Raw genomic sequence first — 25,369 nt, 5'->3', positions numbered from 1 at the left:
AGTTGCGCCGCGAGCGTCTGGCCCGGGGCCTTGCTGGCAACACCGGCCAATCGCAGGTTCACAAGTGAACACAAGCACTGAACAACTGAACACTTGCCGGTTTGACATTGAACAACCGTGCACGACACTGAACAGCGGTCGGCCCCATGACAACAATCACACAGGACAGGCCCATGGCCGCATCCGCTTCGCCCCATGCCCAACTGATCCAGGCCTCCTGGGCCCGCTGCCGCGACCACGGCCTGCAACCCCAGCACGCCCCGGACTTCGACTGCCTGACCCGCGCCGAGCTGAACGCCCTGCTGGAGCAGCGCCAGGCCCTGCTGCACCTGACCCGCGAAGCGGTGCTGCCGCAATATGCGCACCTGCTGGGCAATGCCAGCTACCTGGTGATGCTGGCCGATGCCAGTGGCTGCCTGCTCGACAGCTGGGGCTCGCGGCGGTTCATCGAGCCGCGCCAGCAGCATGGTTTCAGCGCCGGTGCCCACTGGCACGAGCGCGGTGTCGGCACCAATGCGCTGGGCACCGCGCTGGTCTGCGCCGAGGCGATTCACGTGGGCCAGGACGAGCACTTCCTGCGCCAGAACCGCTATATGTCCAGCGCCGCCGCGCCGCTGTTCGACGCCGAGCGGCAGCTGGTCGGGGTGCTCGATGTAGCCAGCGACGGCTACCTGCCCGCCAGCCAGACCCTGGGTCTGGTGCGCATGATGGGCCAGAGCCTGGAGAACCGCCTGATCCTCGCCAAGCACGCCGACCAGCACGCGCAACTGATCTTCAACAGCGCCTCCGACAACCTCGACAGCCCCTGGGCCGGCCTGCTGGTGTTCGATGAGCACGGGCAGGTGCTGGCCGCCAATCACCGGGCCGACACCCTGCTCGGGGGCGACCCGCTGCAGCAGAACATCGCGCAACTGTTCCAGTTGCCCCTGCAACAGCTGCTCAGCCATCCCCGGCAACAGCCCTTCGCCCTGCAAGCCACCGGGCGCAACCGCTTTCATTGCCAGTGGCAGCCGCCGCGCGAGGCCCCCAGCCGCCCCGCCGCCAGTAGCGCCGAGCCACGCCTGGAGAAGGCCCTGGCGCAGGCCGGCCTGCTGCTGGAAAAGGACATTCCGGTGCTGGTGCAGGGGGAATCCGGCGTAGGCAAGGAGGTATTCGTCGATACCCTGCACCGGGCCAGCAGCCGCGCCAGCCAGCCGCTGATCGCCGTCAACTGCGCGGCGATCCCGGCCGAGCTGGTGGAGTCGGAACTGTTCGGCTACGACAAGGGCGCGTTCACCGGCGCGCACCAGAAGGGCAACCCGGGGCTGATCCGCAAGGCCCACCACGGCATCTTGTTCCTCGACGAAATCGGCGACATGCCGTTGCCCACCCAGGCCCGCCTGCTGCGCGTGCTGCAGACGCGCAGCATCCAGCCATTGGGCAGCGGCGAACCGGTGGCGGTGGATATCCGCGTGGTGTCGGCGAGCAACCGCGACCTGGCCGAAGAAGTGCGCGCCGGGCGCTTTCGCCAGGACCTGTATTACCGCATCGCCGGGCTGGCGGTGGTATTGCCGCCGCTGCGCGAGCGCAGTGACCGCCGGCAGCTGATCGAGCAGGTGCATGCGCGCTACCGCGACCCCGGGCAGCCTGCGCGGCTGCCTGCGGCCATTATCGAACTGCTCGATCAGCACCCCTGGCCGGGGAATATGCGTGAGCTGGTGAGTGTGCTGCAGGTGGCGCTGGCCTTGGCGGGCAATGGGCCTGTCGGCGTCGAGCACCTGCCTGCAGGATTTCTGGCCGAGTTGCAGGCCCCCGTGCTGCTTGCCACTGAGGAAGCGGACCTGCACGCGCTGGTGGAGCAAGCCAACGGCAACCTGTCGGCGGTGGCGCGCGGGCTTGGGATCAGCCGCACCACGCTGTACAAGCGGCTGCGTGAGCGATGATTGCCTTTGCCTGTGCTGGCCTCATCGCCGGCAAACCAGCTCCCACAAGGGAATGTGGCACGCTCTCGAACATTGTTCCCTGTGCGACAGCGCAGCCCAAAGGACTGGGCAATCTCCCACAGGTACAGCGCCGCTCTCAAGGCCTGTGATATCCCTGTGGGAGCCGACTTGCCGGCGATAGGGCCGGCCCAGGCAACCACAGCCGATTCGGCTGCCAGCGCAGCGAAATCAGCCAAAGCCGCTGCCGCCACAACCCATTACAGCCAGCTTTACCTCCCCACCCGCCGCACAATGAAACCAGAGCCCACTCTGGAAGCGTCGACCACAGGGAGACCCCTCATGACCCGCTATATCGATGTGCAAGACCTGGCCCGCCTGGTCAACCGCAAAGGCCTGCCCACGTGCCTGCTGGAAATGGCCGAGTACATCCGCCAGGACTACCTGCGCTGGCCCGCCTTCGAAAAATGCGCCCGGGTGGCCAACCATTCAGCGGACGGCGTGATCGAGCTGATGCCTATCTCGGACGCCAGCCGCTACGCCTTCAAGTACGTCAACGGCCATCCGAAGAACACTCGCCATGGCCTGCCCACGGTGATGGCCTTCGGCGCCCTGGCGAGCGTCGATACCGGTGCACCGTTGCTGCTCAGCGAAATGACCCTGACCACCGCCATCCGCACTGCGGCCACCTCGGCCCTGGCCGCCCGCTACCTGGCGCGCGAAGACAGCCGCAGCATGGCGTTGATCGGCAATGGCTCGCAAAGCGAGTTCCAGGCCATCGCCTTCAATGCCCTGCTGGGCATCGATGAAATCCGCCTGTACGACATCGACCCGGCCGCCTCGGCCAAATTGGTCGCCAACCTGGCCAACCGTCCCGGCCTCAAGCTGAGCATCGCCAGCTCCGTGGCCGATGCGGTGCGCGGGGCCGATATCGTCACCACGGTGACCGCCGACAAGGCCTGCGCCACCATCCTCACCCCGGAGATGATCGAGCCGGGCATGCACCTGAACGCCGTGGGCGGTGACTGCCCAGGCAAGACCGAGCTGCACCGGGCGATTGTCGAGCGGGCCCGGGTGATCGTCGAGTACGAGCCGCAGAGCCGGGTGGAAGGCGAGATCCAGCAGATGCCGGCGGACTCGCCAGTGACCGAGTTCTGGCGTGTGGTTGCCGGGGAAGCCAAGGGGCGTGAGCGCGCCGAACAGGTGACGCTGTTCGACTCGGTGGGGTTTGCCCTGGAGGATTACTCGGCCTTGCGCTATGTGCTGGATACGGCGCAGGCGCTGGGTATCGGCACGGACATCGGGCTGGTGCCGGTGCTGGAGGATCCGAAGGATTTGTATGGGTTGTTTCAGCCGCGGGTGGTGGAGTTGCGGGCAGTAAACAAGGCTAACTCCGTCTGTGCCCGATAGACCTTGGGGCTGCTGTGCAGCCCTTTCGCGACACAAGGCCGCTCCCACAAAAGTCCGCCGCCATTTCGAATGGTTGCGCGATCCCTGTGGGAGCGGCCTTGTGTCGCGATGGGCCGCGCAGCGGCCCCCTTTACCGCCTAACCTGTCCCATGCCCTCTTCCGAACGAAGCCCAAGCGCATGGACACCAAGGACGCCAACGCCCACCCCCTCGACCGCATCGACGAAGCGATCATCGACATCCTGCGCCATGACGGCCGCATCACCTTCGAGAAGCTCTCCAGCCTCGTCCACCTCACCCCCCGCCCCTGCCTGGAGCGTGTACGCAAGCTGGAGCGCCGTGGCGTGATCCGCGGCTACGGGGCGATCATCGACCTGCAGAAGGTGGCGCCCGGGGTGTCGCTGCTGGTGCTGGTCGCCCTGTCCAACCAAAGCGGGCGGGCCGCGCAGAAGGCCTTCGAAGCTACCCTGCGCAACTGCCCGGAAGTGCACGAGTGCCAGCTGATCAGCGGCCACTTCGACTACAGCCTGCGCCTGCGCTGCCGCGACATGGAGCACTACCGGCTGCTCAGCGAAAGCTGGATGAACGACGACACCCTGCACATCGACAAGCTGGTCGCGCACCCGGTGCTGGCCGAGGTCAAGCCAATGGCTCGCTGACGCGCTATCTCGGCATGGCGCTTGGCAAGCTGATTGCAACGGTGCCCGAGGCACTGGCCAAAGCCTGATCTGATTCATGTGCGCACGCGGTTCGCCGCTGCGATTCACCTGCGAACGGCCGCACTGCGGCCCGATCAACCAGACGCACCGAATTAGAGCGAGGCAGGCTGGATTGCCCCACAACTGGTCAGACCGGTAAGGCCAAAAATCCTTGCAATGTCGGATTTTTCGCGCTTTCATGGCTTCGCGCTGAACAAACCGGTAAGACCACAATAATTAAGTCCTGCGCTCTTTCGCCCCGTGCGGCTACCGAAGCAAGGACACCGATCAGAGATCCCTCCCATGCTCAAATGGTGCTCGCGTTCGATCTTTCTTCAAGTCGTGCTCGGCCTTGCCCTCGGCATCGCCTGCGGTCTCAGCTTCCCCGACCTTTCCCTGCAACTCAAACCCCTTGGCGACGGCTTCATCAAGCTGATCAAGATGCTCATCGGCCTGATCGTGTTCTGCGTGGTGGTCAGCGGTATCTCGGGCGCCGGCGACCTGAAAAAGGTCGGGCGCATCGGCCTGAAGTCGGTGATCTACTTCGAAGTGCTGACCACCCTGGCGCTGGTGATCGGCCTGGTGTTCGCCTTCACCAGCGGCATCGGCAGCGGCGCCAACATCCACCTGGACCAACTGTCCAGCGCCGACGCCAGCAGCCTGGCCGAGCGCGGCCAGCACATCCACGGTGCCACGGCATTCTTCATGGACCTGATCCCCACCTCGGTGATCGGCGCCTTCGCCGACAACAACATCCTCCAGGTGCTGCTGTTCTCGGTACTGTTCGGTAGCGCGCTGAACCTGGTAGGTGACTCGGCAGCCGGCATCTCGCGGCTGATCAACGAACTGAGCCACGTGATCTTCCGCATCATGGGCATGATCGTGCGCCTGGCACCGATCGGCGTGTTCGGTGCCATCGCCTTCACCACCAGCAAGTACGGCCTGGAATCGCTGCAACACCTGGGCGGGCTGGTGGCGCTGTTCTACCTGACCTGTGCCGGCTTCGTACTGATCGTGCTGGGCACGGTCATGCGCCTGTCGGGCCTGAAGCTGCTGCCACTGATCAAGTACCTGCGTGAAGAGCTGACCATCGTGCTGGGCACCGCCTCGTCCGATGCCGTACTGCCACAGATCATGCGCAAGCTCGAGCACCTGGGCATCGGCAGCTCCACCGTCGGCCTGGTGATCCCCACCGGCTATTCGTTCAACCTCGATGGTTTCTCCATCTACCTGACCCTGGCCATCGTGTTCATTGCCAACGCCACCGGCACGCCACTGGCAATGACCGACCTGCTGACCATCCTGCTGGTGTCGCTGGTGACTTCCAAGGGCGCTCACGGCATCCCAGGCTCGGCGCTGGTGATCCTTGCCGCTACCCTGACCGCCGTGCCGGCGATCCCGGTGGTCGGCCTGGTACTGGTACTGGCGGTGGACTGGTTCATGGGCATCGGCCGGGCGCTGACCAACCTGATCGGCAACTGCGTGGCCACCGTGGCCATCGCCCGCTGGGAGAAGGACATCGACCTGGAACGCGCGCACAACGTGCTCGACGGCAAACCCGGCTTCGCCCCCACGCCACGCAAGCAGCCCACCCCCCATCAACAGGAATTCTGAGCGAACGTGGCCGGCACTGATGCCGGCCCTTCCAGGAGCGAACCGTGATCAGCTCATCTACCGTCGTCAACTCAGTGGTGGAAAAACTGCGCCAGGCCCTCGCCCGAGGCCAATGGCGTACCGGCGACATGCTGCCAGGCCAGCGCGAGCTGGCCGAACAACTGGGTATCAGCCGCCCCAGCCTGCGCGAAGCGGTGACCGTGCTGGAAACCCTGGGCCTGGTGCGTTCGCTGCCGGGCAAGGGCGTGCTGGTACTGGATGCCGATGCCGCCGCCCAGGAACCGGGCGTGGACACCAGCGCCGCAGCCAGCCTGGCCGACGTGCTGGAGCTGCGCTACACCCTCGAGCCTTTCATCGTCGGCCTGGTGGCGCAGTCGGCCAACAGCCAGGACATCGGCCAGCTGCGCCTGACCCTGATGGACATGCGTGAAGCGCTGGAGGCCGGTGACAGCGAAGCCGGCGTCAGGGCCTACATCGCCTTCCATGAAGCGCTGTTCGCCCTGACCACCAACCCGATCTTCCAGAGCGTGGTGCAACAGACCGGCAATGCCCTCAAGCAGAGCGCCGACATGCTGCGCAATTCGCCAGAGCACCTGGCCGCGCGGCTGAAGGAAAACGAAGCGGTGGTGCGCGCCATACGTGAGCGCAGCAGCGCCCAGGCCAGTGCCCAGATGCGCCAGCACATCCTGGCCGAAGGGTTGCGCATGGGCATCCCGTTGAACATCCCGGACGAACACCCGCATCCATGACCCCAGGAGAGCGACCATGAACGCCGCCCCTCACTTGCCGGCCCTGCTCGCGGCCGGCGAAACCCGCCTGTCGGCCGAGCAGATCTACCCGCGGCTGTTCGATGCCATTCTCGAACAGCGCCTGCCACCTGGCAGCCTGTTGCCCGAACAGGCGCTGGGCCATGCCTTTGGCGTCAGCCGTACAGTGATCCGCCGCGTGCTCGGGCGCCTGTCCGACCAGCAGGTGGTGGTGCAGCGCCCCAGCCACACTGCGCATCTGGCCGCGCCCGACCCGGAGCAGGCCCGCCAGGTGCTCAGCGCCCGGCGCCTGGCCGAAACCACGCTGATCACCTTGGCCGCGCAACGCGCCCGTCCGGTACAGATTCGCCAGCTTCGGCAACTGGTGGAGCGCGAGCGCCAGCACCATGAGAACGGCGAGCGTTGTGCGGCGATCCGCCTGGGCGGCGAGTTTCACCTGAAACTGGCGCAGGTGGCCGCCAATGCGCCACTGGCACGGTTCCTCAACGGCCTGGTGCCGATGACCTCGCTGATCATCGCCCGCTACGAGTCGCCATGCTGCGACCACTGCGCGTGGCAGGAACATGCGGCGATCATCGATGCCGTGGAGCACGGCGATGCCGAGGCAGCGCTGGGGCTGATGCACCAGCATCTCGACCGCCTGGAAGAAAAGCTCGACCTGGAATGACCCACGCTCTTTCTGGTGAACGCGGCCCCTGTGGGAGCGGCCTTGTGTCGCGAAAGGGCTGCGAAGCAGCCCCCGGATTTCGATATTTCTGCTTAAACTGCCGGGGCCGCTTTGCGGCCCTTTCGCGACACAAGGCCGCTCCCACAATGACCGCGTTCACGCAGAAATCTGCGTTGATCCTGAACGGCCGATAGGCTGCACGGCAGCCCTTCACTCCCCACCCTATACTCCGAGAACCACCCCAGCCTCTATCAGGGAGGCGGTTGCGTGAGCACTCGAGTCCTCCTGCTGCTGTGCCTGCTGCTGGCCCTGGCCGGCTGCGCAGGCAAGCCCCCACCTGTCCCGCCACCACCGGTGGTGCTCACACCCGCCGCCTGGCAACGCATCGACCAGGAACTGATCGAAGCCTCGGTCGGCGCCGCCAGCTCGGCCAACGACTATGCCCGGCGCTCCATGCGGGTGTGGAAGGAACAGGTACAGCAGCGCACCGAAAGCGACTTCATCCCCTGGTTCACCGGCTACTGGACCCAGCAGTGGCTGACCCTCAAGGTGGCCTGGTACAAGATCGACAGTGGTGAAGGCCGGGAGCCGGCGGAAAAGCGCCTGGCGCAGTACCTGCAGGAGCAGTACCACAAGCGGGTGATCGAACCGGTGGCGGAGCAGATCAACCCCGAAGGCATCCGCGACCGTGCCAGCGAGCTGTACCTGCAACTGCTCGGCCAGCAGCTGCCGGCCATCATCAGCCGCTACAACGCGCCCCCCGAGCAGTTCAGCCAGCGCCTCAACCGCATTCCCGCCATCGCCCTGGGGCCGCCGGATGCGCGCAATGCCAGCCTGTACCAACTGCTACGGGCCAAGTCGCTGGCCCAGCAACCGGCCTGGCAAGCCATGCGCCAGCACCTGCACCAGCAGGCCAGCAAAGGCCCCGGCAAGACCGATGTCGGGCTGAACTCGGTGGCCAACCAGGCCAGCGAAAAGCTCGGCGCCACCCTGGCCCCGCGCGGCATCGCCAGTGCCGTGGCGTCGGCGGTGGGCAAGGTGGCGGGGGCGATGATTTCGATTGCGGCGGCCGGTTACGGGATGATGACCCATGACCGCGAACACCCGCAGATGGTCGAGCAGTTGCGGGTGATCCTCAACGTGGCGCTGAACCAGGAATGGCAGGAGCTGATGGAGAACCGCCAGAGCGGGGCCATGTCGGGGGTGTACTACCTGTCGGGGCAGGTCGAGGACAGCTTGCTGGCCAGTGCGCCGCGGCCGGTGGAACAACCGGTTGAGCAGCAGGTGAAGCAGCAACAGGAGCCTTTGATCATACGCCTGCCGCCTTAGTAGTGGTTTTCTGTGCCGGCCTCTTCGCGGGCTCGCCCGCTCCCACAGGGGTATCACAGGCCTTGAGAACTGTGGAAATCCTGTGGGAGCGGGCGTGCCCGCGAAGAGGCCGGCACAGGCAGAATCAGGCTGTAGCCATTGCCGAACTGGGCAAGCCAAAGATCCGGTCGAACGCCCAGTTGTAGGCAAAGGTGTAGCACGGCACCAGCACGATGAACGCCATGTCCACCAGCAGCGCCTCCAGCAATGTCATGTCCAGCCACCAGGCAATCAGCGGGATCAGGTACACCACCAGGGTCAGCTGGAAGCCGATGGCATGCACCACCCGCCGTGCCACGCTGCGCCCGCGCTTGGCCTGGCGGCTTTCCCACCACTCGAACAGGGTGTTGTAGATCAGGTTCCAGAGCATGGCGATGGTGGTGATCATCACCGCCAGAGGCCCGGTATGCGACGCTTGGGTGTCCGACAGGTAGGCCAGTCCGAGGGTCGACATGCACAGCCCGATCAGTTCATAGAAAGTCACGTAGACCAGTTTGCGTTTGAGTCCCTGCACCCGGGGTTACCTCCAATGACAAAAGCGATGGGGCGCGATCATGCTTCATCATGCTTGACAGCAAAAGTCAGCAGCTGTCAGATCTACTGACAGGAGGCTGCCATGAACTTTTCCAGCGACAATATCCAGCTGTTTCTCGCCGTGCTCGACCGCGGTTCGTTTTCCGCCGCCGCGCGCGCCCTGCAGCGGGTGCCTTCGGCCGTGAGCATGGCCATCGGCAACCTCGAGGCCGAACTGGGCTACACCCTGTTCGAGCGCGGCCCGCGGGAAGTCCGCCCGACCGCCCAGGCCATGGCGCTGGAACCCCATGCCCGGCTGATCGCCGAGCAGCTGGGGCTGCTGCAGGTGCATGCCCTGGAGCTGTCCCAGGGGCTGGAGAGCAGCCTGACCCTGGCGGTGGTGCCGGACATCGACCACCGCCCGCTGCTGACGGCCATCGCTCGCCTGGGTGAGCGGCACCCGCTGCTGGACATCGCCTTGCTCAGCGCCCCGCAGGAAGAGGCCGTGCACCTGCTGGACAGCGGCCGCGCCGACCTCTGCGTGGCCTTTGCCGGGCTGCAGGTAGATGCCCGGCGCGGCTTCCAGCACATCGGCATGGAGTCGCTGGTGGCCACCCTGTCGCCCGCCCACCCGGCCCTGCGCGAGGGGCGTATCCACTACCTCGAAGACCTGACACGGGTGCGCCAGATCCTGGTGCGCAGCCGTGACCTGCCGCTGGCCGACCCACGCCCGTTGATAGGCGCCACGCACTGGTCAACCGACAGCTTCGACCTCGCCCTGCAGATGGTGGAGGCCGGCCTGGGCTGGGGCGACCTGCCGCTGTCGCGGGTCGCGCCACTGCTGGCCAGCGGGCGCCTGGTGCGCCTGGATTTTCGCAACACCCGCAACGAGCTGCAGTTGCCGGTACACATCTTCTGGCGCAAGCAACAACCGTTGCAGCAGGCTGCACGCCTGTTGATCGAGCAGTTGTGTAGCCAGTGAATGCCGTCCGTCGAAATGACCGTAAGAAATTTCTGTAAGCACTTCAATCTTTTACCCCTTGAGCCGATATCCCGAACGATAGGTTGCGCAATGCGTCATGAGCGTGCTGCGCCCTCCCCTCATTGGCCCAAGGTCTCGAAACATGAACCTGAAATTTCGCCACAAGATCCTGCTCAGCGCCTGCGGCGTCGTAGTCCTGGCATTTGCCCTGTTCACGCTCTACAACGACTACCTGCAACGCAACACCATTCGCCAGAACATCGAAGCTTCGGTGCAGCAGTCCGGCGCACTGACCGCCAGCAGCGTGCAGAACTGGATGAGCGGGCGCATCCTGGTCCTGGAAAACCTGGCCCAGGACATCGCCCAGCAAGGTGCCGGCGACACCCTGGCCGGGCTGATCGAGCAGCCGTCCTATACGCGCAATTTCCTGTTCACCTACCTGGGCCAGGCCAACGGTGTGTTCACCCAGCGCCCCGATACGCAGATGCCGGCCGGTTACGACCCACGTCAGCGCCCTTGGTACGGCGCCGCGGCCAGCGCCGGGCAGACCGTGCTGACTGCCCCGTACCAGGGTGCTGTCGGCGGCCTGATGGTCACCATCGCCACGCCGGTGAAAAGCAAGGGCAATGGCGAGCTGATCGGTGTGGTCGGCGGTGACGTCACCCTCGACACCCTGGTCGAGATCATCAACTCGGTCGATTTCGGCGGCATCGGCCACGCCTTCCTGGCCGACAGCAATGGCCAGGTGATCGTCAGCCCCGACAAAGACCAGGTGATGAAAAACCTCAAGGACATCTACCCCGGCAGCAACCTGCAAGTCGCCGCCGGCATGCAGGATGTCACCCTCAATGGCCAGGACCGCATCATCTCCTTCGCCCCGGTGGCCGGCCTGCCTTCGGCACAGTGGTACATCGGCCTGTCGATCGACAAGGACAAGGCCTACGCCGCGCTCAGCCAGTTCCGCACCTCGGCGATCATCGCCATGCTGATCGCCGTGGCGGCCATCGCCGGCCTGCTCGGCCTGCTGATCCCGGTGCTGATGAGCCCGCTGACCACCATGGGCCGCGCCATGCGCGACATCGCCGAGGGCGAAGGTGACCTCACCCGCCGCCTGACCGTGCAGAACAAGGACGAGTTCGGCGAACTGGCCACTTCGTTCAACCGCTTCGTCGAGCGCATCCATGCCTCGATCAGCGAAGTGTCCTCGGCAACCCGCCTGGTGCACGACCTGTCGGAAAAGGTGGTCAATGCCTCCAATGCGTCGATCACCGGTTCCGAAGAGCAAAGCATGCGCACCAACAGCGTGGCCGCAGCGATCAACGAACTGGGTGCCGCCACCCAGGAAATCGCCCGCAACGCCGCCGATGCCTCGCAGCATGCCAGCGGTGCCAGCGAACAGGCCCACGGTGGCCGTGAAGTGGTCGAAGAAGCGATCAGCGCCATGACCGCCCTGTCGCAGCGCATCAGCGAGTCCTGCGCGCAAATCGAAACGCTCAACGCCAGCACTGACGAAATCGGCAAGATCCTCGACGTGATCAAGGGCATCTCGCAGCAGACCAACCTGCTGGCGCTGAACGCCGCCATCGAAGCGGCCCGTGCCGGTGAGGCCGGCCGTGGCTTTGCCGTGGTGGCCGACGAGGTACGCAACCTGGCGCACCGCACCCAGGAATCGGCGGAAGAAATCCACCGCATGATCACCAGCCTGCAGGTAGGCTCGCGCGAAGCGGTGCACACCATGAACACCAGCCAGGTTTCCAGCGAGCAGACCGTGCAGGTGGCCAACCAGGCCGGCGAGCGCCTGGCCAGCGTGACCCAGCGCATTGGCGAGATCGATGGCATGAACCAATCGGTGGCTACCGCTACCGAAGAGCAGACCGCCGTGGTCGAGAGCCTCAACCTGGACATCACCCAGATCAACGCCCTGAACCAGCAAGGGGTGGAGAACCTCAACGAGACCCTGCGCCATTGCGACCAACTGGCCCAGCAGGCCGGGCGCCTGAAGCAGCTGGTAGGCAGCTTCAGGATCTGATGACCCAGGGGGGCGCTCTGCGCCCCAATCGCGACGCAAGGCCGCTCCCACAGGTGCCATGCGATCCTTGTGGGAGCGGCCTTGTGTCGCGATCGGGCTGCGCAGCAGCCCCCTACGCCACCGCCGCTTTAACCACTTTGCTCCGCCGGACCCAGGCCAGCAGCACCGCAGCCATCAGCACGAAGCCCAGGTAGCCGAACAGCGGGTACACCTCACCCACCAGGCTGATGAACCCCACCAGGCTGCATCCGAACGCAGCCACGCCGGTCACCACCGAGCCCCAGCGAAACCTCACCGTACCTGCCGGCATCAGCCGCGAGAGAAACGAGAACAACGTACCCACCGCAGTGTTGACGATCATGCCGAAGATAATCAGGCACATCACCAGCCCCAGCAGTGGCGATACTTCGTTGGCGATCGACAGCATCGGCATCGGCAGGTCAGCCACGCTGTCCAGGCGCGACAACAGCCCGGCACTCATTACCAGCATCAGCCCACCCAATGCGGCGCCACCAAGCAGCCCACCCCATACAGCGGTTCTCTCGCCCTTGGCCGACCCACCCAGGATGGCCAGGATCGGCGCGCCGGCAACGATGTTGTACGACACGTACAGGAACGCCCCCAGCAGCCAGTGACGGGTGCCCGCCTGTTGCTGGCTGGCCAGCTGGTCGAGCTGGGCGAAGCTCTGCTCCCGGCTGAACACGGCGTACAACGCAATCGCCGAGGCCACCAGGATCAGCAACGGCGTGATGGCACCAATGGCGAGGATCACCTTGCGCACATCCAGGCACACGATGCCCACCACCACCAGCGTCACCAGCACGCTGCCGGCCAGCGCCGGGATGCCGAACTGCTGCTCCAGCAAGGCACCACCACCGGCCAGCATGACCACGGTGACGGCAAACATGAAAAAGGTGATCAGCCAGTCGACGAACAGGCCCAGGTGACGGCCGCAGATGGCCTGGATCACATCCTTGTGCGAAGTGGCCTGCTGGCGATTGCCCAGCCCCGCCAGGGCCATGCCGAGGAAGGTGAACAAGGCTGCGCTGACCAGCGCACCGACCAGCCCCCACACACCGAAATCGACAAAGAACAACAACAGTTCCCGCCCCGAAGCGAACCCCGCCCCCACGATCACGCCGACAAACGCGCCGGCAATCTTCAGCTGCTCTTGCATGTGAACCTCTGGATTTATTGTTGTTGTCTCACTGCCACCACATCGCTTTGGTGGGAGCGGCCTTGTGTCGCGAAAGGGCCGCAGAGCGGCCCCCGGCGATCTGGGCAGCAATGCAGAAATCCTGGGGCCGCTCCGCGCCCCTTTCGCGACACAAGGCCGCTCCCACATGGGCGATTTGTTCGGTCAAAAATCTCCGACAAACGCCTGCACTTCAATCTCCACATCCACCCCCAGCGCCAATGCCGAGGCCACGGTCGAGCGCACCGGCAGCGCTGCGCCGAAGAACTCCTTGTACACCTCGTTGAAGCCGGCGAAGTGGCTCATGTCCGACAGCCACACCGTGGCCTTGACCACCTGGTCGAAACGCGCGCCGCAGGCCGCCAGGCTTTCGCCGATGCGCTCGCAGGCGGCGCGGGTCTGGGTCTGGATGTCACCGCGCACCACTTCGCCGCCGGCACTCATCGGCACCTGGCCGGACAGGAACAGGAAGCCGCCGGCTTTCACCGCACGGGAGAACGGGAACGGCAGGCTGCTGGGGAAACGCTGGATATCATTGCTCATGGGATGCTCCTTTCAGGATTGCTGGAAACGGGCCGGGGACAGGCGCTCGGGCGCCACCCCCTGGCTGACAAGGCCAGGACACAGGGGCTGGCCCAGCAGCAGGTCGGCAGCCAGGCGCGAGGCGCCCGCAGCCGACTGGATGCCATAGCCACCTTGTGCCGCCAGCCAGAAGAACGCTGGCGCGTGCACATCGAAACCGATCACCAGGTCGCCGTCGGCGACGAACGAGCGCAGCCCGGCCCAGGTGTGGCTCGGCCGGCGGATCGCCAGGGTGGTCATGGCCTCGATGTTGTAGATGCCCAAAGCCACGTCGAGCTCCTCGGGCGCGGCGTCCTGGGGTTCGACCGGGTCGGCATTGGCCGGCGAACCCAGCAGCTGGCCGGCGTCGGGCTTGAAGTAGAAGCTTTCGTCTACGCCGATTACCGCCGGCCAGCGGGCGAAGTCCTGGTCTGCCGGGCCGGGGAAGGTAAAGGCACTGCGCCGGCAGGGTTGCAGGCCGATACGCGCCACGCCGCACTGCTCGGCCACACGGTCGGCCCAGGCGCCAGCGGCATTGACCAGCTGGCGTGCCTGCACGCGGCTGCCATCGCCCAGCTGCACCTGCCACAGGTCATCCAGATACCAGGCCTGGACAAGCTCGGCGTTGCAGCGCAGTTCGCCGCCAGCGGCGCGATAGCCACGCAAGAAGCCCTGGTGCAGGGCATGTACGTCCAGGTCCATGGCCCCCGCCTCGAGCACCGCGCCGGCCAGGTTCTCGCCACGCAGGCTCGGCACCAGGGCCAGGGCGGCGTCGCGGTCGAGCAGGCTGACCTCGGTGCCGTTGGCCAGGTTCTGCGCATGGGTCTGCTCGAGCAGCGTGCGCTGTTCCAGGCTGGCGACGTACAGGCAGCCACGCGGTTCCAGCAGCGGGTGCTCGCAGAAACCCTGCGGTGGTGCTTCGTAGAAGGCCCGGCTGGCGCGGGTCAACGCCTGGATCTGCGGGGTGCCGTAGGCCTCCATGAACATGGCTGCCGAACGCCCGGTGGAATGGTAGCCAGGCTGTGCCTCGCGCTCGAGCAGCAGCACCTTCTGCTGGCCGGCCAGGCGATAGCCCAGTGATGCACCGGCAATGCCGGCGCCGATGATCAGGGTGTCGTAGATCGGGGTCATGCACGCTCCTGCCAGGCTAATTATCATTTATGAGAATTCTAATATATGAGAATTTACGAATACGCAAGGGTCCAAGGTAAGATGCCCGACCAACGCCGCATGCCGAGACCCCGAATGCCCGCTGCCCTACCCCTGCTGGACCGTGCCGTAGTCGGCCAGCGCCTGCGCCAGGTGCGCAAGGCGCGCCAGATGACCCTCAAGCAATTGTCCGAAGCCAGTGGCGTACCGCTGTCCACCTTGTCGAAGATGGAGCTGGCGCAGGTCTCGGTCAGCTACGAAAAACTGGCCGCCGCCGCCCGAGCACTGAATGTCGACATTGCCCAGCTGTTGCGCGCCAGCGGCACGGTCATGGCACCGGCCCCGGTGACCGTGGTGGTCGATTCACTGCCGGCGGCGGCGGGCTACTCGACCGGTACCTATGACTACCACCCGATCGCCGGCGACTTCCCCGAACGGCGCATGACCCCCGCCTATGCCCGCATCATTGCCCGTGAACGCGGCCAGTTCGACGATTTTATCCGGCACCACGGGCAAGAGTTCGCATTGGTGCTGAGCGGGCGCGTTCGTATCGAGTTCGAAACCGGCGAAGCGGTGAGCATCGGGCCGCAGGAGACGGCGTATTTCGACAGCCAGGTGGGGCATATCTACCTGTCGGAAAGTGACGATGGCGCAGATGCGCATGTGATGGTGGTGATGACCGATCGCTGACCCGGTGCTGCCTGCCAGGGCCCTATCGCCGGCAAGCCAGCTCCCACAGGTACTGCACAGGCCGTGAGGTTGATGCGGTCGGTGTGGGAGCCGGCTTGCCGGCGATAGGGCTCTTGCAGGCAAGCACCCGGTTATAACCTAATAACGAACAAGTCTATTTGGCTATAAAAAAATCTATATGCTGGGCTGCATCCGATAACGGGCAAAGTTGGGCAGTCGAGTAGCGTATGGATGTAGGTTCTTTCGGTTTCACCATTGCGGGCCTGGTCGTGGGTTTCATCGTCGGAATGACCGGCGTCGGTGGCGGCTCGCTGATGACCCCGATCCTGTTGTGGTTTGGCATCAGCCCGGCAACAGCCGTCGGCACCGACCTGCTCTACGCCGCCATCACCAAGGCCAGTGGCGTCTGGGTGCATGCGCGCAACAAGAACGTCGACTGGAAGATCACCGGTCTGCTCAGCCTGGGCAGCGTGCCCGCTGCGGCGCTGACCCTGTGGTTCCTCAGCACCCTGCACACCGACACCTCGGCGCTCAACGCCGTCATCAAGCAAGGCCTGGCGGTGGTGCTGATCCTGACCGCGCTGGCCATCCTGTTCAAATCGCGCCTGCAGGCCTTCGCCAGCCGCCATGCCGGTGACCACTACCACCTCAGCGACCGCAGCCTGAACACCCTTACCGTGCTCACCGGCGTGGTGCTGGGGGTGATGGTCACCCTCACTTCCATCGGCGCCGGCGCACTGGGTACCGTGGCGCTGTTCCTGCTGTACCCGTTCCTGGTCACCCGCCGCCTGGTCGGTACCGAAATCGCCCACGCCGTGCCACTTACCCTGGTGGCGGGCCTGGGCCATGCCGGCATGGGCAACATGGACTGGTCGCTGCTGGGCTACCTGCTGCTGGGCTCGCTGCCAGGCATCTACCTGGGCAGCCACCTCACCGGGCGGATTTCCGACCGCGTGCTGCGTCCGTGCCTGGCGGCGATGCTGCTGCTGATCGGCTACAAGCTGGCGTTCTGACCTTCAGCCCAGGCGCAGGCGCCACTGCCCGGTAAAGCTCAGCTCCAGGCGCGACAGCGGCAACACGTCGACCCGCTGACTGGCGCTCATCGGGCAGCCAAGTACGTGCACCAGCGCGGCGCGCATGACCATCGGGTGGGTAACCGCCACCCATTCACCTGGCCTGTCGAAGGCCCCCAACCAGGCGGCAATGCGCTGGCAAAGCACGGCGAACGACTCGCCGCCGTGCACATCACTGGCCGGGGCCTGCAGCCATTCGGCCATCGCCTGCGGTTGCTCGGCCTGCAATTGCTTCAGCGTCAGCCCTTGCCAACGCCCCAGGTCGCAATCGGCCAAGGCCGGCTCGACCTGCACCGGCCCCGAAAACCACGCCGCCGTCTCGCAGGCTCGCCGCTCTGGTGCAGTCAGCACCGGCACACCGGAAAGGTCGGCGAAAGGCTGCTGGCCCAACGGCAGGATGCCGTCGTCGGCACGGTGCAGGCGCCCGGTCTTCTGGGCCTGGGTAAGGGCGTGGCAGATCAGGGTCAGGCGGACGGCTTTCACCGGGTTTCTCTCGCAGCGGGTCGGGGCGCAAGGTTTAACATGCCTTGGCACTTTTTACCGCAACAACCTGGCACCGGCTGCGCCGACGATGGGGCCTGGTCAGATCATCAGCAGCATCAGTCCCCAAACCGGCACCGCTGCCAACAACCCCACCGCCAGCCGCGGCCAGTATGGCAGCAGCAATACCAGCACCATCCCCGCCAGCGACATCACGGCAAACCAGGCCACCGGCCCCATGGCCCAGCCCCAGGCCTGGGCACATAGCACCAGACTGGCCAGCAACGCCAGCCAGCCGGCCGCGCGCAAGCCAACACGCAGCACCGGCGGGCAGGTGCGGTTCCATACCTGCTTGTAATGCCGCTCCAGCCCCTGGCACAGCCCCAGCATGCCAGCGTAGGCGAACAACACGCTGCCCATGATCCACATCATCATGCCCCGGCCTCCATCCGCCGCCCTGCCCTGGCCTTCTGCGGCACCCACTGCGCCTGCCATACGCGCCAGGCCAGCAGCCCGAGCAATACACCCAACACCAAGGCACAGGCCACCACCCCCAGGCGCATGGCGTCGCCCAAGCCACCCAACGCACCCAGGCCAATGCACAGCAACGCGGTCAGCAGCAGTTGCTCGACCCAGGCCCGGCGTACCGGCCTGATACCGGCATGCAACAGCGCCAGCAGCCATACACCAAAGAACGCACGAACCTCCCAGCTCTCCCGCTGCGCCAGTTCCACCGGCAGCACACGGCTGGCCCACAGCAACCCCACGCACGCCAACAACAGGCCACTGACGAAGCCCACGTTGCATACCTCCGCCAACCGGTACCAACGCCGCACCGAAGCCTCGGCGCTGGCGTACTTGCGCCCACGCTTCACGCAGAACAGCACCAGCCCGCTGGCGATCATCAGGCAACTGACCAGCCCGCAGACGAAATACAGCCAGCGCATCGGGTAGCCGCCAAACTGGGCGAAATGCAGGCCGGCCATGACCCGCTGGGTCAATGGCGCCGCGTGCCATTCGGCGACGTCGCCGAGCAACTGCCCGCTGACCCCATCGAAGACCATGGCCTGGCCCTTGGCCAAGGCAATGCGGTTGCCCAGCCCGGGGCGTATTTCGATACGCGCCGCCGCCGTGTTGGGGTTGCGGATATTCAGGCCACCAATCGGCCCCAGGCGCGCCTCGGCCTGGGCCAGCAATGGCGCGACATCGACCAGCGCGGCCGGTTGCCTGGCCAGGCCACGAGGCTGCTCCAGGCGGGCATTGCCCTGGGCCTGGAAGTAGGCACGGTTGTCGCCGGCGAACAGCGCATCGACCCCGGCCGGGATGTAGATGAGCATGAAGATCACCAGGCCGGTGTAGGTGATCATCAGGTGGAACGGCAGCAACAGCACCGCGCTGGCGTTGTGGAAATCCAGCCACGAGCGCTGGCCCTTGTTCGGCCGGAAGGTGAAGAACTCCTTGAAGATCTTCTTGTGGATGACGATACCGGTGACCAGCGCCGCGAGCATTACCAGCGCCAGCGCGCCGACCACGAAGATGCCCCAGTTGCGTGGCAGGTCGAGGGTGAAATGGAAGCGGAAGAAGAAGTTGCCACCAACACTGTCCCGCACCTCGATGGCCTCGCCAGTGCGCGGGTCAAGCTGTACGGTGGGGCCATGGCGACGCTCGCCGGTGGACACGCGCAACCCGGGCGAGCGCTCGCTCGGCAGGCTGATGCCCCAGTTGCCAGCCTGCGGCTCGTGGGCCTGCAAGTAGGCAATGGCGCGCCGCGCGGCGTCGGCCTGGGGTACCTCGGTGGCCGGGATTTCCGGTTGCATCCAGTGGTCGAGTTCCTTGTCGAATACCGCCAGGGTGCCGGTGACGAAGATGGCGAACAGCAGCCAGCCGAATATCAGCCCGGCCCAGGTGTGCAGCCAGGCCATCGATTGGGTGAAGGTGTTCTTCATGCCAGCCACTCCAGTGCCTGCGGCCAGAAGCCGATCAGGGCAAGCGGTACGGCCACAGCCAGCGAGGCCCAGGCACGCAGGGCATCGCTGCAGGCGAAGGCCCAGAGGATGGCGGCGGTGTAGAAGATGAAGGCCGGCAGGGTCGCGACGATGACCGCATCGGCGGCAGCCAGCGGCAGGATGCGGGCCAGGCAGGCGCTGGCGGCGTAGCTGAGGGCATAGCCGCCGAGCAGTGCGGCACAGCTGCGGGAGAGGATCTGCAGCCAGGCGGGGGCTTTGATCATCGGGGGCTCCTTGGCGTTGATCGGAGGCATCCGGGGCTGCTTTGCAGCCCATTCGCCGGCAAGCCAGCTCCCACAGGGATTGCACAGGGTTCGAATACTGTGTGGTATCTGTGGGAGCAACTGTCTTGCTCAAATTCCAAACGTTGGCGCGATCCCTGTGGGAGCTGGCTTGCCGGCGAATGGGTCGCGCAGCGGCCCCTTGGATCAGAAGTTGATGTTCAGCGCAGCGAACACCGCCCTGCCCGGCTGGTTATAGGTATTGGCGCCCGAAGTACTGGCGTTGCCGCCACGCAGGATCTGCTTGTCGAACACGTTGTTCACCCCCACCCGCACGTCGTAGTTGGCGTTGAACTTGTACCCGGCGCTCACGTCCACCAGGCCGTAGGCTTCCACGTCCTGTTGCGCGGTCTTGTCGTAGCCTTGCTGGGTGCGTTCGTTGAAGGTCGGCGACTTCTGCTTGCCGAAGTAGGTACCCGCCACCTGGAACGACAGCTTCTCGGTGGCGCGCCAGTCGAGGGTGGTGTTAACGGTGTATTCCGGGATCACCGACAGCGGCTCGCCGGTCTCGCGGTTGTCGTTGTCGAGCATCCAGGTCAGGTTGGTGTTCCAGTCCAGGGCTGGGGTCAGCTCGATGAACAGGTTGCCTTCGATACCTTCCACCCGCGCCTTGCCGGCGTTGTCCCACTGGGTCACGCGGCTGCCGGTGCCGATGGTGTACAACACATCGGTATCACCGACGATCTTGTTCTTGTAGTCGTTGCGAAAGTACGTGGCACTGGTGCGCCAGGTACCACGGTCGTACATCAGGCCGATTTCCTTGTTCACACTGATCTCGGGCTTGAGGTCGGCGTTGCCCTGCAGGTAGCAGCCACCGTTGTTGGTCTGCTGCACGCTGCAACCATTGCCGCGGCTGTACAGCAGGTAGTTGGGGTTGGACTGGTACAGGTTCGGGGTCTTGTAGGCGCGCGCGATACCGCCTTTGACCGACAGTGCGTCGGTCAGCTTGTGCGACAGGTTCAGGCTGGGGCTGAAGTTGTCGCCGAAGGTTTCGTGGTGGTCGAAACGCAGGCCCGGGGTAATGGTGGTGTCGCCGACAATGATGTTGTCCTCGACGAACAGCGCATAGCTGCGGGCGGTCATCTTCGAGCTGCTGCGGTCGAAACCGACCAACCCGTCGTTACCGGTAGGGTCCGAGCTTTGCGGGCGCAGCGAGCCCTGGTCATTGAGCGCTTCGTACAGGTACTCGCCGCCCAGGGTCAGCACATGTTCGGTGCTGCCCATGGCGAATGGCAGGTTCACTTCGCTGCTCAGGCGCGTGTTGCGCAGGCGCGACATGGCGGCGCCTTCGGCATTGGGGGCACCTTCGGTACGGCCTGCCAGGCCCTCGTTGAGGCGCCAGTTGCGCACGTACTCGTAGGCCAGCACGGTCTTGCTGGTACCCCAGGTGAAATCGCCCAGGTGGGTCAGGTCGTAGGTACTGCGCTGCATCACATTGGTTTCGTGGCCGTACAGGCTGGACACGAACTCGACGTCACCACCGCCGTTGCTGTTCATGGTGTCGCCGGCAAAGATATTGCCCTGGCGGCTGTAGCCGGCACTGGCCTCGAGGCGGTGCTCGTCGTTCAGCTTCCAGCTCAGCAGGCCATTGATGTCCTTGTTGCGTACGCCTTCGCGGCCCGCCACCAGCGCACTGGTGGCATGCCCGGCGTTGATGTCCAGGTCGTCGGCATCGGTCTTGGCCAGGCCGCCGTACAGGCGGAAGCCGAGGTTGTCGGTCAGGCCGCCGCCCAGGTTGAAGTTGGCCCGGCGGCTGGCGCCCTCGGCGCTGTCTTCCGGCAGCTGGGTGTACAGGCTGACGCTGCCCTTGAGTTCGTCGGTGGGCCGCTTGGTGATGATGTTGACCACCCCGCCCATGGCGCCGGAACCGTAACGTGCGGCCGCCGGGCCACGCAGGATCTCGATGCGCTCGACCGCTTCTGCCGGTACCCAGTTGGTTTCACCGCGGGTATCACGGTCGCCGTTCCAGCCATAGCGCACGGCATTGCGTGCGCTGGATGGCTTGCCGTCGATGAGGATCAGGGTGTTTTCCGGGCCCATGCCGCGCAAATCGATCTGCCGGTTGTTGCCACGCGCGCCGCTGGCGCTGTTGCCGGTCAGGTTGACCCCGGGCTCGCGGCGGATGATGTCGGACAGGTCATTGGCCGGCGGATGGCGCTTGATGTCTTCGGCGGTGATGATCGACGTACCTAGGGCCTGGCGTGCCTCGCGCTCGGCGGTGACCAGGGTGTCCTGAATCACCAGCGCGTTGTCGGCGACCGGCATCTCCAGCACCTCACCCGTGCGCTGTTCTTCGGCCTGGGCCGCGCTGGCCACCATGGCCGGTGACGCCAGCGCGACGAACGCCAGGGCCAGGCTGTTGGGTGAAGTCTTGCACTGCATGGGTACATCTCCTGCGATTCATGAGCGAAACGGCACATCCCTGTCGGAAACCGGGAGCCCTCGCCCACCGGCCTCGCAAACACAGTTTGGTGGCCAACAGGGATGGTAAATATAGAGATTCGCAAATGTGTTTAAATCTTATTTACGAAGTTTACATGTTTGTAACGGAACTTTGCTGACACGACAGCGTTGCCGGCGCAGCCCGGCTATTCGCGCTGTTGCTTGCATACACCTGTCCGATTTGCATCCTGCGTGACGGCTCCTACAGTTTCGAACGTAGCCCTCTGCCGAGCCTCCTGATGCGCAGCCACGAAGAAAGCCACGCCACGAACGCCAGGTCCCTGTCGAAGATCCCTCGCAGTGTCTGGGCGCTGGGGTTCGTGTCGATGTTCATGGACATTTCCTCGGAAATGATTCACGCACTGCTGCCGCTGTACATGGTCACCGTGCTTGGTACCTCGGTAGTAGCGGTGGGCTTTATCGAAGGTATCGCCGAGGCGACCGCCTCGATTACCAAGGTGTTTTCCGGTGCCCTCAGCGACCGGCTGGGCAAGCGCAAGCTGCTCACGGTGCTGGGCTATGGCCTGGGTGCGTTGACCAAGCCGGTGTTCCCCATGGCCTCCGGGCTGGAGTGGTTGACCGCAGCACGCTTCGTCGACCGGGTAGGCAAAGGCATTCGTGGGGCGCCGCGCGATGCGCTGGTGGCCGACGTCACGCCCGCAGAACTGCGTGGTGCAGCCTTCGGCCTGCGCCAGGCGCTGGATACCGTGGGCGCCTTCCTTGGGCCGTTGCTGGCGATCGTGCTGATGTGGCTGACCGCGAGCCATTTCCAGACGGTGTTCTGGGTGGCGGTGCTCCCGGCGTTCGTGGCGGTGTACATCCTCATCGCCTTCGTGCGCGAACCTGAAACGCCGGCCACCACCCGGCCGATGCGCTCACCGCTGGCCCTGCACGAGCTGGCCCGCCTGGGCGCGGCCTACTGGCGGCTGATCGGCCTGGCCACGCTGTTCACCCTCGCCCGCTTCAGCGAGGCGTTTCTGCTGCTGCGCGCCCAGGACATGGGCCTGGCGCCGCTGTGGGCGCCGGCAGTGCTGGTGCTCATGGCCCTGGCCTACTCGCTGTCGGCCTACCCCGCGGGAGCGCTGTCGGACCGCGTAGGCCGCCGCGGCGTGCTGATGACCGGGCTGGGGCTGCTGGTCGCCGCCGACCTGCTGCTGGCCCTGCTGCCGGGCTGGACCGGGCTGGCCATGGGGGTGGCTGCCTGGGGCCTGCACCTGGGTTTCAGCCAAGGCATCTTTGCCGCCATGATCGCCGACAGCGCCCCCGCCGAACTGCGCGGTACAGCCTTCGGCCTGTTCAACCTGCTGACCGGCGTGGCGCTGTTGGTGGCCAGCGTGGTGGCCGGGCTGCTGTGGGACGGGGTCGGCTTCAAGGCGACATTCCTGCTTGGCGCAGCGTGTGCCGGTAGCACCCTGGTCGGGGTCGCATTGCTCCGGTCAGGCCCGATCACCGGCAAGCCGCACTAGGCCAGCGCTGGCTGCTGTTCCAGCAGCGACCAGCCGCCATGCCCATCTACCTCCAGCCGATGGGTATGGAAACCTGCCAGCGTGCTGCGGTGCCCGACACTGACCAGTAACGCCCCCGGCATTTCCGTGCGCAACAGTGAATACAGGGCATGCTCGAGCCCTTCGTCCATGGCCGAAGTGGACTCGTCGAGAAACACCACCTGCGGCCGGTTGAACAGCACCCGGGCAAATGCCAGGCGCTGCTGCTCACCGACCGAGAGAATGTGTGACCAGTCACAGCTGACGTCCAGTCGCTCGGCCAAGTGGGCAAGGTTGACCTGGCGCAAGGCCTGCTGCATCCGCGTTTCATCCTCAGGCTTGCTGGCCGCCGGGTAGGCGATGACGGCGCGCAGATCACCCAGCGGCAGGTACGGCCGCTGCGACAGGAACAGCGCCTGGTGGCCCAGCGGGCGCCTGACCTCACCCTCGGCATACGGCCAGAGGCCTGCCAGCGCACGCAGCAGCGTGGTTTTGCCGCTGCCCGACGGCCCCTTGATCAACAGCGCCTGGCCGGCGTGCAGGTCAAGGTTCAGGTCGGCGATAAGGGCATGCCCGTCCGGGCGCAGCACCTGCAGGCGGCTGATCGCCAAGGCATGCTCCTGGTCCTCGGTGATGACGCGCGGCAAAGCGCTCGCCTGCTCGTTGGCATCGAGGAAGCCGGTCAGACGATCGAGGGTAGCCCGGTACTGGGCAAACGCATCATACGACTCGCGGAAGAATGACAACGAATCCTGCACCTGGCCAAAGGCCTGGGAGGTCTGCATGACGTCGCCCAGCTTGATCGCCCCGCTGAAGAAGCGCGGTGCCTGCAGAATGAACGGGAACACCACTGCTACCTGGCTCACGCCCAGGTTGAAACCACTGAATTTCAGGTTCCGGAACACCAGCGCCCAGGCATTCACGATCAAGGCACCAAAGCGGCCCAGCAAGGTGCCCCGCTCGACCTGCGCACCCTGGTAGAAAGCGATGTTCTCGGCGTTCTCGCGCAGACGCATCAGCGCGTAACGGAAGTTGGCGGTGAGCTTTTCGTTGAGGAAGTTCAGGCGGATCAGCGGTCGCCCGAGGCGGAAGGCGATCCATGTGGCGACGATGACATACAGGTACACGGCAAACACCATCGCCCGGGGAATTTCCACACCAGCGACGGCCAGCGGTGCCGACAGCCCCCAGAGGATGCCGGTGAACGCCACCAGCGAAACCAGCGCGCTGACCGCGCCCAGGGCGAGGGTCACCGAGTTGCTGACAAAGGCGTTGACGTCCAGTTCGATACGCTGGTCAGGGTTGTCCACCGGCTCGGCCAGGAACTGGCCACGGTAGTAGGCATCGCCGTGCATCCAGTCGTGGGTCAGGCGCTCGGTCAGCCAGACCCGCCACTGGATGCTGAACGCCTGGCTTACATAGAAGGTGAACAGCGAACGCAGCACATGGATGGTGGCCAATACCGCGAAGACGCCGAGCAGGTACCAGAAGGCGGCTTGGTCAAGGCCTTGCAAGGCGCTGTAGAAACCGTTGTACCAGAACGAGAACAGCACGTTCAGGCGCACCGAGAATAGCGTCAATACCAGCAGCAGGGCGAACACCAGTAACGGCCGCCAACTGCGCCTGAAACTGAAATAGGGCCCGGCAAGCTGCCAGAACTGGCTGCCCCAGCGCGTACAACGTACAGCCAGTGTGGCGGCTGCTGTGAAGCAGACAAGGGTGATGAACGAGGCGATTGCCAGCCAACTCAGGCTCTCTTGCAGGGCCTGGTGCCAGTTCATTTCCATGATAGGTATCCGTGCTGAGTATTTCCGCGAGCGTAGCATTGACCTGTAACTCGTCAGGCATAAATGACGCACATTTCATGATTGCTTTTCGGAGCTACGCGGGGCCCTGTGGGAGCGGGCGAGTCGAGGCGTCGAACCGCCGCGAAACAGGCGACGCGGTGGATGGCACCGGCTTTGCCGGTGTTCGCGGGCTCGCCCGCTCCCACAGGGGCTGCGTATGCCTGGGAATTTTCGCACCACAAAGACAAAACCCCT

Annotated in this window: 22 protein-coding genes and 1 pseudogene; 13 read left to right on the top strand and 10 right to left on the bottom strand. The window is 65.2% G+C overall.

Features of this window, described 5'->3' with window-relative positions:
* Positions 1 to 173 precede the first annotated feature (173 nt).
* The 7 genes from B2790_RS07245 (at position 174) to B2790_RS07215 (ending at position 8,403) form a co-directional block, all read left to right on the top strand.
* Complete coding sequence (locus B2790_RS07245) at positions 174 to 1,922, top strand: sigma-54-dependent Fis family transcriptional regulator (protein WP_286918538.1); 1,749 nt, start codon at positions 174 to 176, stop codon at positions 1,920 to 1,922.
* Between the two features lie 339 nt (positions 1,923 to 2,261).
* Entirely contained in the window at positions 2,262 to 3,329 is a 1,068-nt protein-coding gene (locus tag B2790_RS07240; RefSeq protein WP_286918537.1) for an ornithine cyclodeaminase, read from the top strand.
* 178 nt (positions 3,330 to 3,507) lie between these two features.
* Positions 3,508 to 3,987, top strand: coding sequence for an Lrp/AsnC family transcriptional regulator (locus B2790_RS07235; protein ID WP_025338409.1), 480 nt, complete (start codon positions 3,508 to 3,510; stop codon positions 3,985 to 3,987).
* A 342-nt stretch (positions 3,988 to 4,329) separates the two neighbouring features.
* Positions 4,330 to 5,640, top strand: coding sequence for a C4-dicarboxylate transporter DctA (locus B2790_RS07230; RefSeq protein ID WP_108480307.1), 1,311 nt, complete (start codon positions 4,330 to 4,332; stop codon positions 5,638 to 5,640).
* Positions 5,641 to 5,684: 44 nt separating this feature from the next.
* Entirely contained in the window at positions 5,685 to 6,389 is a 705-nt protein-coding gene (locus B2790_RS07225; RefSeq protein WP_286918536.1) for a FadR/GntR family transcriptional regulator, read from the top strand.
* Between the two features lie 16 nt (positions 6,390 to 6,405).
* Positions 6,406 to 7,074 (top strand): GntR family transcriptional regulator, encoded by a 669-nt coding sequence (locus B2790_RS07220; RefSeq protein WP_137163452.1) that lies wholly within the window; start codon positions 6,406 to 6,408, stop codon positions 7,072 to 7,074.
* 267 nt (positions 7,075 to 7,341) lie between these two features.
* Positions 7,342 to 8,403 carry a hypothetical protein gene (locus B2790_RS07215; RefSeq protein WP_286918535.1) on the top strand — a complete coding sequence of 354 codons (1,062 nt, stop codon included), beginning with the start codon at positions 7,342 to 7,344 and terminating at the stop codon, positions 8,401 to 8,403.
* Between the two features lie 124 nt (positions 8,404 to 8,527).
* Here the strand turns inward: B2790_RS07215 and B2790_RS07210 are convergent, their stop codons facing one another.
* Positions 8,528 to 8,956, bottom strand: coding sequence for a PACE efflux transporter (locus B2790_RS07210; RefSeq protein WP_286918534.1), 429 nt, complete (start codon positions 8,954 to 8,956; stop codon positions 8,528 to 8,530).
* 102 nt (positions 8,957 to 9,058) lie between these two features.
* Here B2790_RS07210 and B2790_RS07205 point away from each other — a divergent pair, with 102 nt between their 5' ends.
* The 3 genes and pseudogenes from B2790_RS07205 (at position 9,059) to B2790_RS24955 (ending at position 11,966) form a co-directional block, all read left to right on the top strand.
* Complete coding sequence (locus B2790_RS07205; protein ID WP_137163450.1) at positions 9,059 to 9,937, top strand: LysR family transcriptional regulator; 879 nt, start codon at positions 9,059 to 9,061, stop codon at positions 9,935 to 9,937.
* A gap of 97 nt (positions 9,938 to 10,034) precedes the next feature.
* A pseudogene (gene mcpA / locus B2790_RS24960) lies at positions 10,035 to 11,111 on the top strand (methyl-accepting chemotaxis protein McpA); the annotation flags it as partial.
* Positions 11,112 to 11,225: 114 nt separating this feature from the next.
* Positions 11,226 to 11,966: a methyl-accepting chemotaxis protein gene (locus B2790_RS24955; protein ID WP_370290711.1), complete on the top strand. Its 741-nt coding sequence runs from the start codon at positions 11,226 to 11,228 to the stop codon at positions 11,964 to 11,966.
* 112 nt (positions 11,967 to 12,078) lie between these two features.
* On the opposite strand, the gene B2790_RS07195 is transcribed toward B2790_RS24955, so the two are convergent.
* The 3 genes from B2790_RS07195 to B2790_RS07185 form a co-directional block, all read right to left on the bottom strand.
* Positions 12,079 to 13,143 (bottom strand): hypothetical protein, encoded by a 1,065-nt coding sequence (locus tag B2790_RS07195; protein ID WP_286918533.1) that lies wholly within the window; start codon positions 13,141 to 13,143, stop codon positions 12,079 to 12,081.
* Between the two features lie 183 nt (positions 13,144 to 13,326).
* Positions 13,327 to 13,704, bottom strand: a complete 378-nt coding sequence (locus tag B2790_RS07190; RefSeq protein ID WP_085663135.1) for a RidA family protein — start codon at positions 13,702 to 13,704, stop codon at positions 13,327 to 13,329.
* Between the two features lie 12 nt (positions 13,705 to 13,716).
* Positions 13,717 to 14,853 (bottom strand): NAD(P)/FAD-dependent oxidoreductase, encoded by a 1,137-nt coding sequence (locus B2790_RS07185; RefSeq protein ID WP_025338400.1) that lies wholly within the window; start codon positions 14,851 to 14,853, stop codon positions 13,717 to 13,719.
* Between the two features lie 114 nt (positions 14,854 to 14,967).
* Between B2790_RS07185 and B2790_RS07180 the strand changes: the two genes are divergently transcribed.
* Complete coding sequence (locus B2790_RS07180; protein ID WP_286918532.1) at positions 14,968 to 15,561, top strand: helix-turn-helix domain-containing protein; 594 nt, start codon at positions 14,968 to 14,970, stop codon at positions 15,559 to 15,561.
* Positions 15,562 to 15,788: 227 nt separating this feature from the next.
* Positions 15,789 to 16,574 (top strand): sulfite exporter TauE/SafE family protein, encoded by a 786-nt coding sequence (locus tag B2790_RS07175; RefSeq protein WP_013971855.1) that lies wholly within the window; start codon positions 15,789 to 15,791, stop codon positions 16,572 to 16,574.
* Between the two features lie 3 nt (positions 16,575 to 16,577).
* On the opposite strand, the gene B2790_RS07170 is transcribed toward B2790_RS07175, so the two are convergent.
* The 5 genes from B2790_RS07170 to B2790_RS07150 all read right to left on the bottom strand — a co-directional run bounded on the left by B2790_RS07170 (position 16,578) and on the right by B2790_RS07150 (position 21,783).
* On the bottom strand, positions 16,578 to 17,117 hold the full coding sequence (locus B2790_RS07170; protein WP_274078724.1) for a histidine phosphatase family protein: 540 nt from the start codon (positions 17,115 to 17,117) through the stop codon (positions 16,578 to 16,580).
* 99 nt (positions 17,118 to 17,216) lie between these two features.
* On the bottom strand, positions 17,217 to 17,549 hold the full coding sequence (locus tag B2790_RS07165; protein WP_286918531.1) for a DUF3325 domain-containing protein: 333 nt from the start codon (positions 17,547 to 17,549) through the stop codon (positions 17,217 to 17,219).
* Positions 17,546 to 19,060: a PepSY-associated TM helix domain-containing protein gene (locus B2790_RS07160; protein WP_286918530.1), complete on the bottom strand. Its 1,515-nt coding sequence runs from the start codon at positions 19,058 to 19,060 to the stop codon at positions 17,546 to 17,548. The genes B2790_RS07165 and B2790_RS07160 overlap by 4 nt, the downstream gene beginning before the upstream one ends.
* Positions 19,057 to 19,344 (bottom strand): iron transporter, encoded by a 288-nt coding sequence (locus tag B2790_RS07155; RefSeq protein ID WP_286918529.1) that lies wholly within the window; start codon positions 19,342 to 19,344, stop codon positions 19,057 to 19,059. The genes B2790_RS07160 and B2790_RS07155 overlap by 4 nt, the downstream gene beginning before the upstream one ends.
* A gap of 204 nt (positions 19,345 to 19,548) precedes the next feature.
* The gene (locus tag B2790_RS07150) at positions 19,549 to 21,783 is read right to left on the bottom strand and encodes a TonB-dependent siderophore receptor (protein ID WP_286918528.1); all 2,235 of its coding nucleotides are present in this window, start codon (positions 21,781 to 21,783) and stop codon (positions 19,549 to 19,551) included.
* A 299-nt stretch (positions 21,784 to 22,082) separates the two neighbouring features.
* Here B2790_RS07150 and B2790_RS07145 point away from each other — a divergent pair, with 299 nt between their 5' ends.
* Entirely contained in the window at positions 22,083 to 23,309 is a 1,227-nt protein-coding gene (locus B2790_RS07145) for an MFS transporter (RefSeq protein ID WP_286918527.1), read from the top strand.
* Here the strand turns inward: B2790_RS07145 and B2790_RS07140 are convergent.
* Positions 23,306 to 25,114 (bottom strand): ABC transporter ATP-binding protein/permease, encoded by a 1,809-nt coding sequence (locus tag B2790_RS07140; RefSeq protein WP_084785124.1) that lies wholly within the window; start codon positions 25,112 to 25,114, stop codon positions 23,306 to 23,308. The two genes, B2790_RS07145 and B2790_RS07140, sit on opposite strands and share 4 nt — an antisense overlap.
* Between the last annotated feature and the right edge of the window lie 255 nt (positions 25,115 to 25,369).

The organism is Pseudomonas sp. UBA6753 (genome assembly GCF_002453565.1).
Taxonomy (GTDB): Bacteria; Pseudomonadota; Gammaproteobacteria; order Pseudomonadales; family Pseudomonadaceae; genus Aquipseudomonas; species Aquipseudomonas putida_Z.
This window is presented reverse-complemented; position numbering and strand designations above follow the sequence as displayed.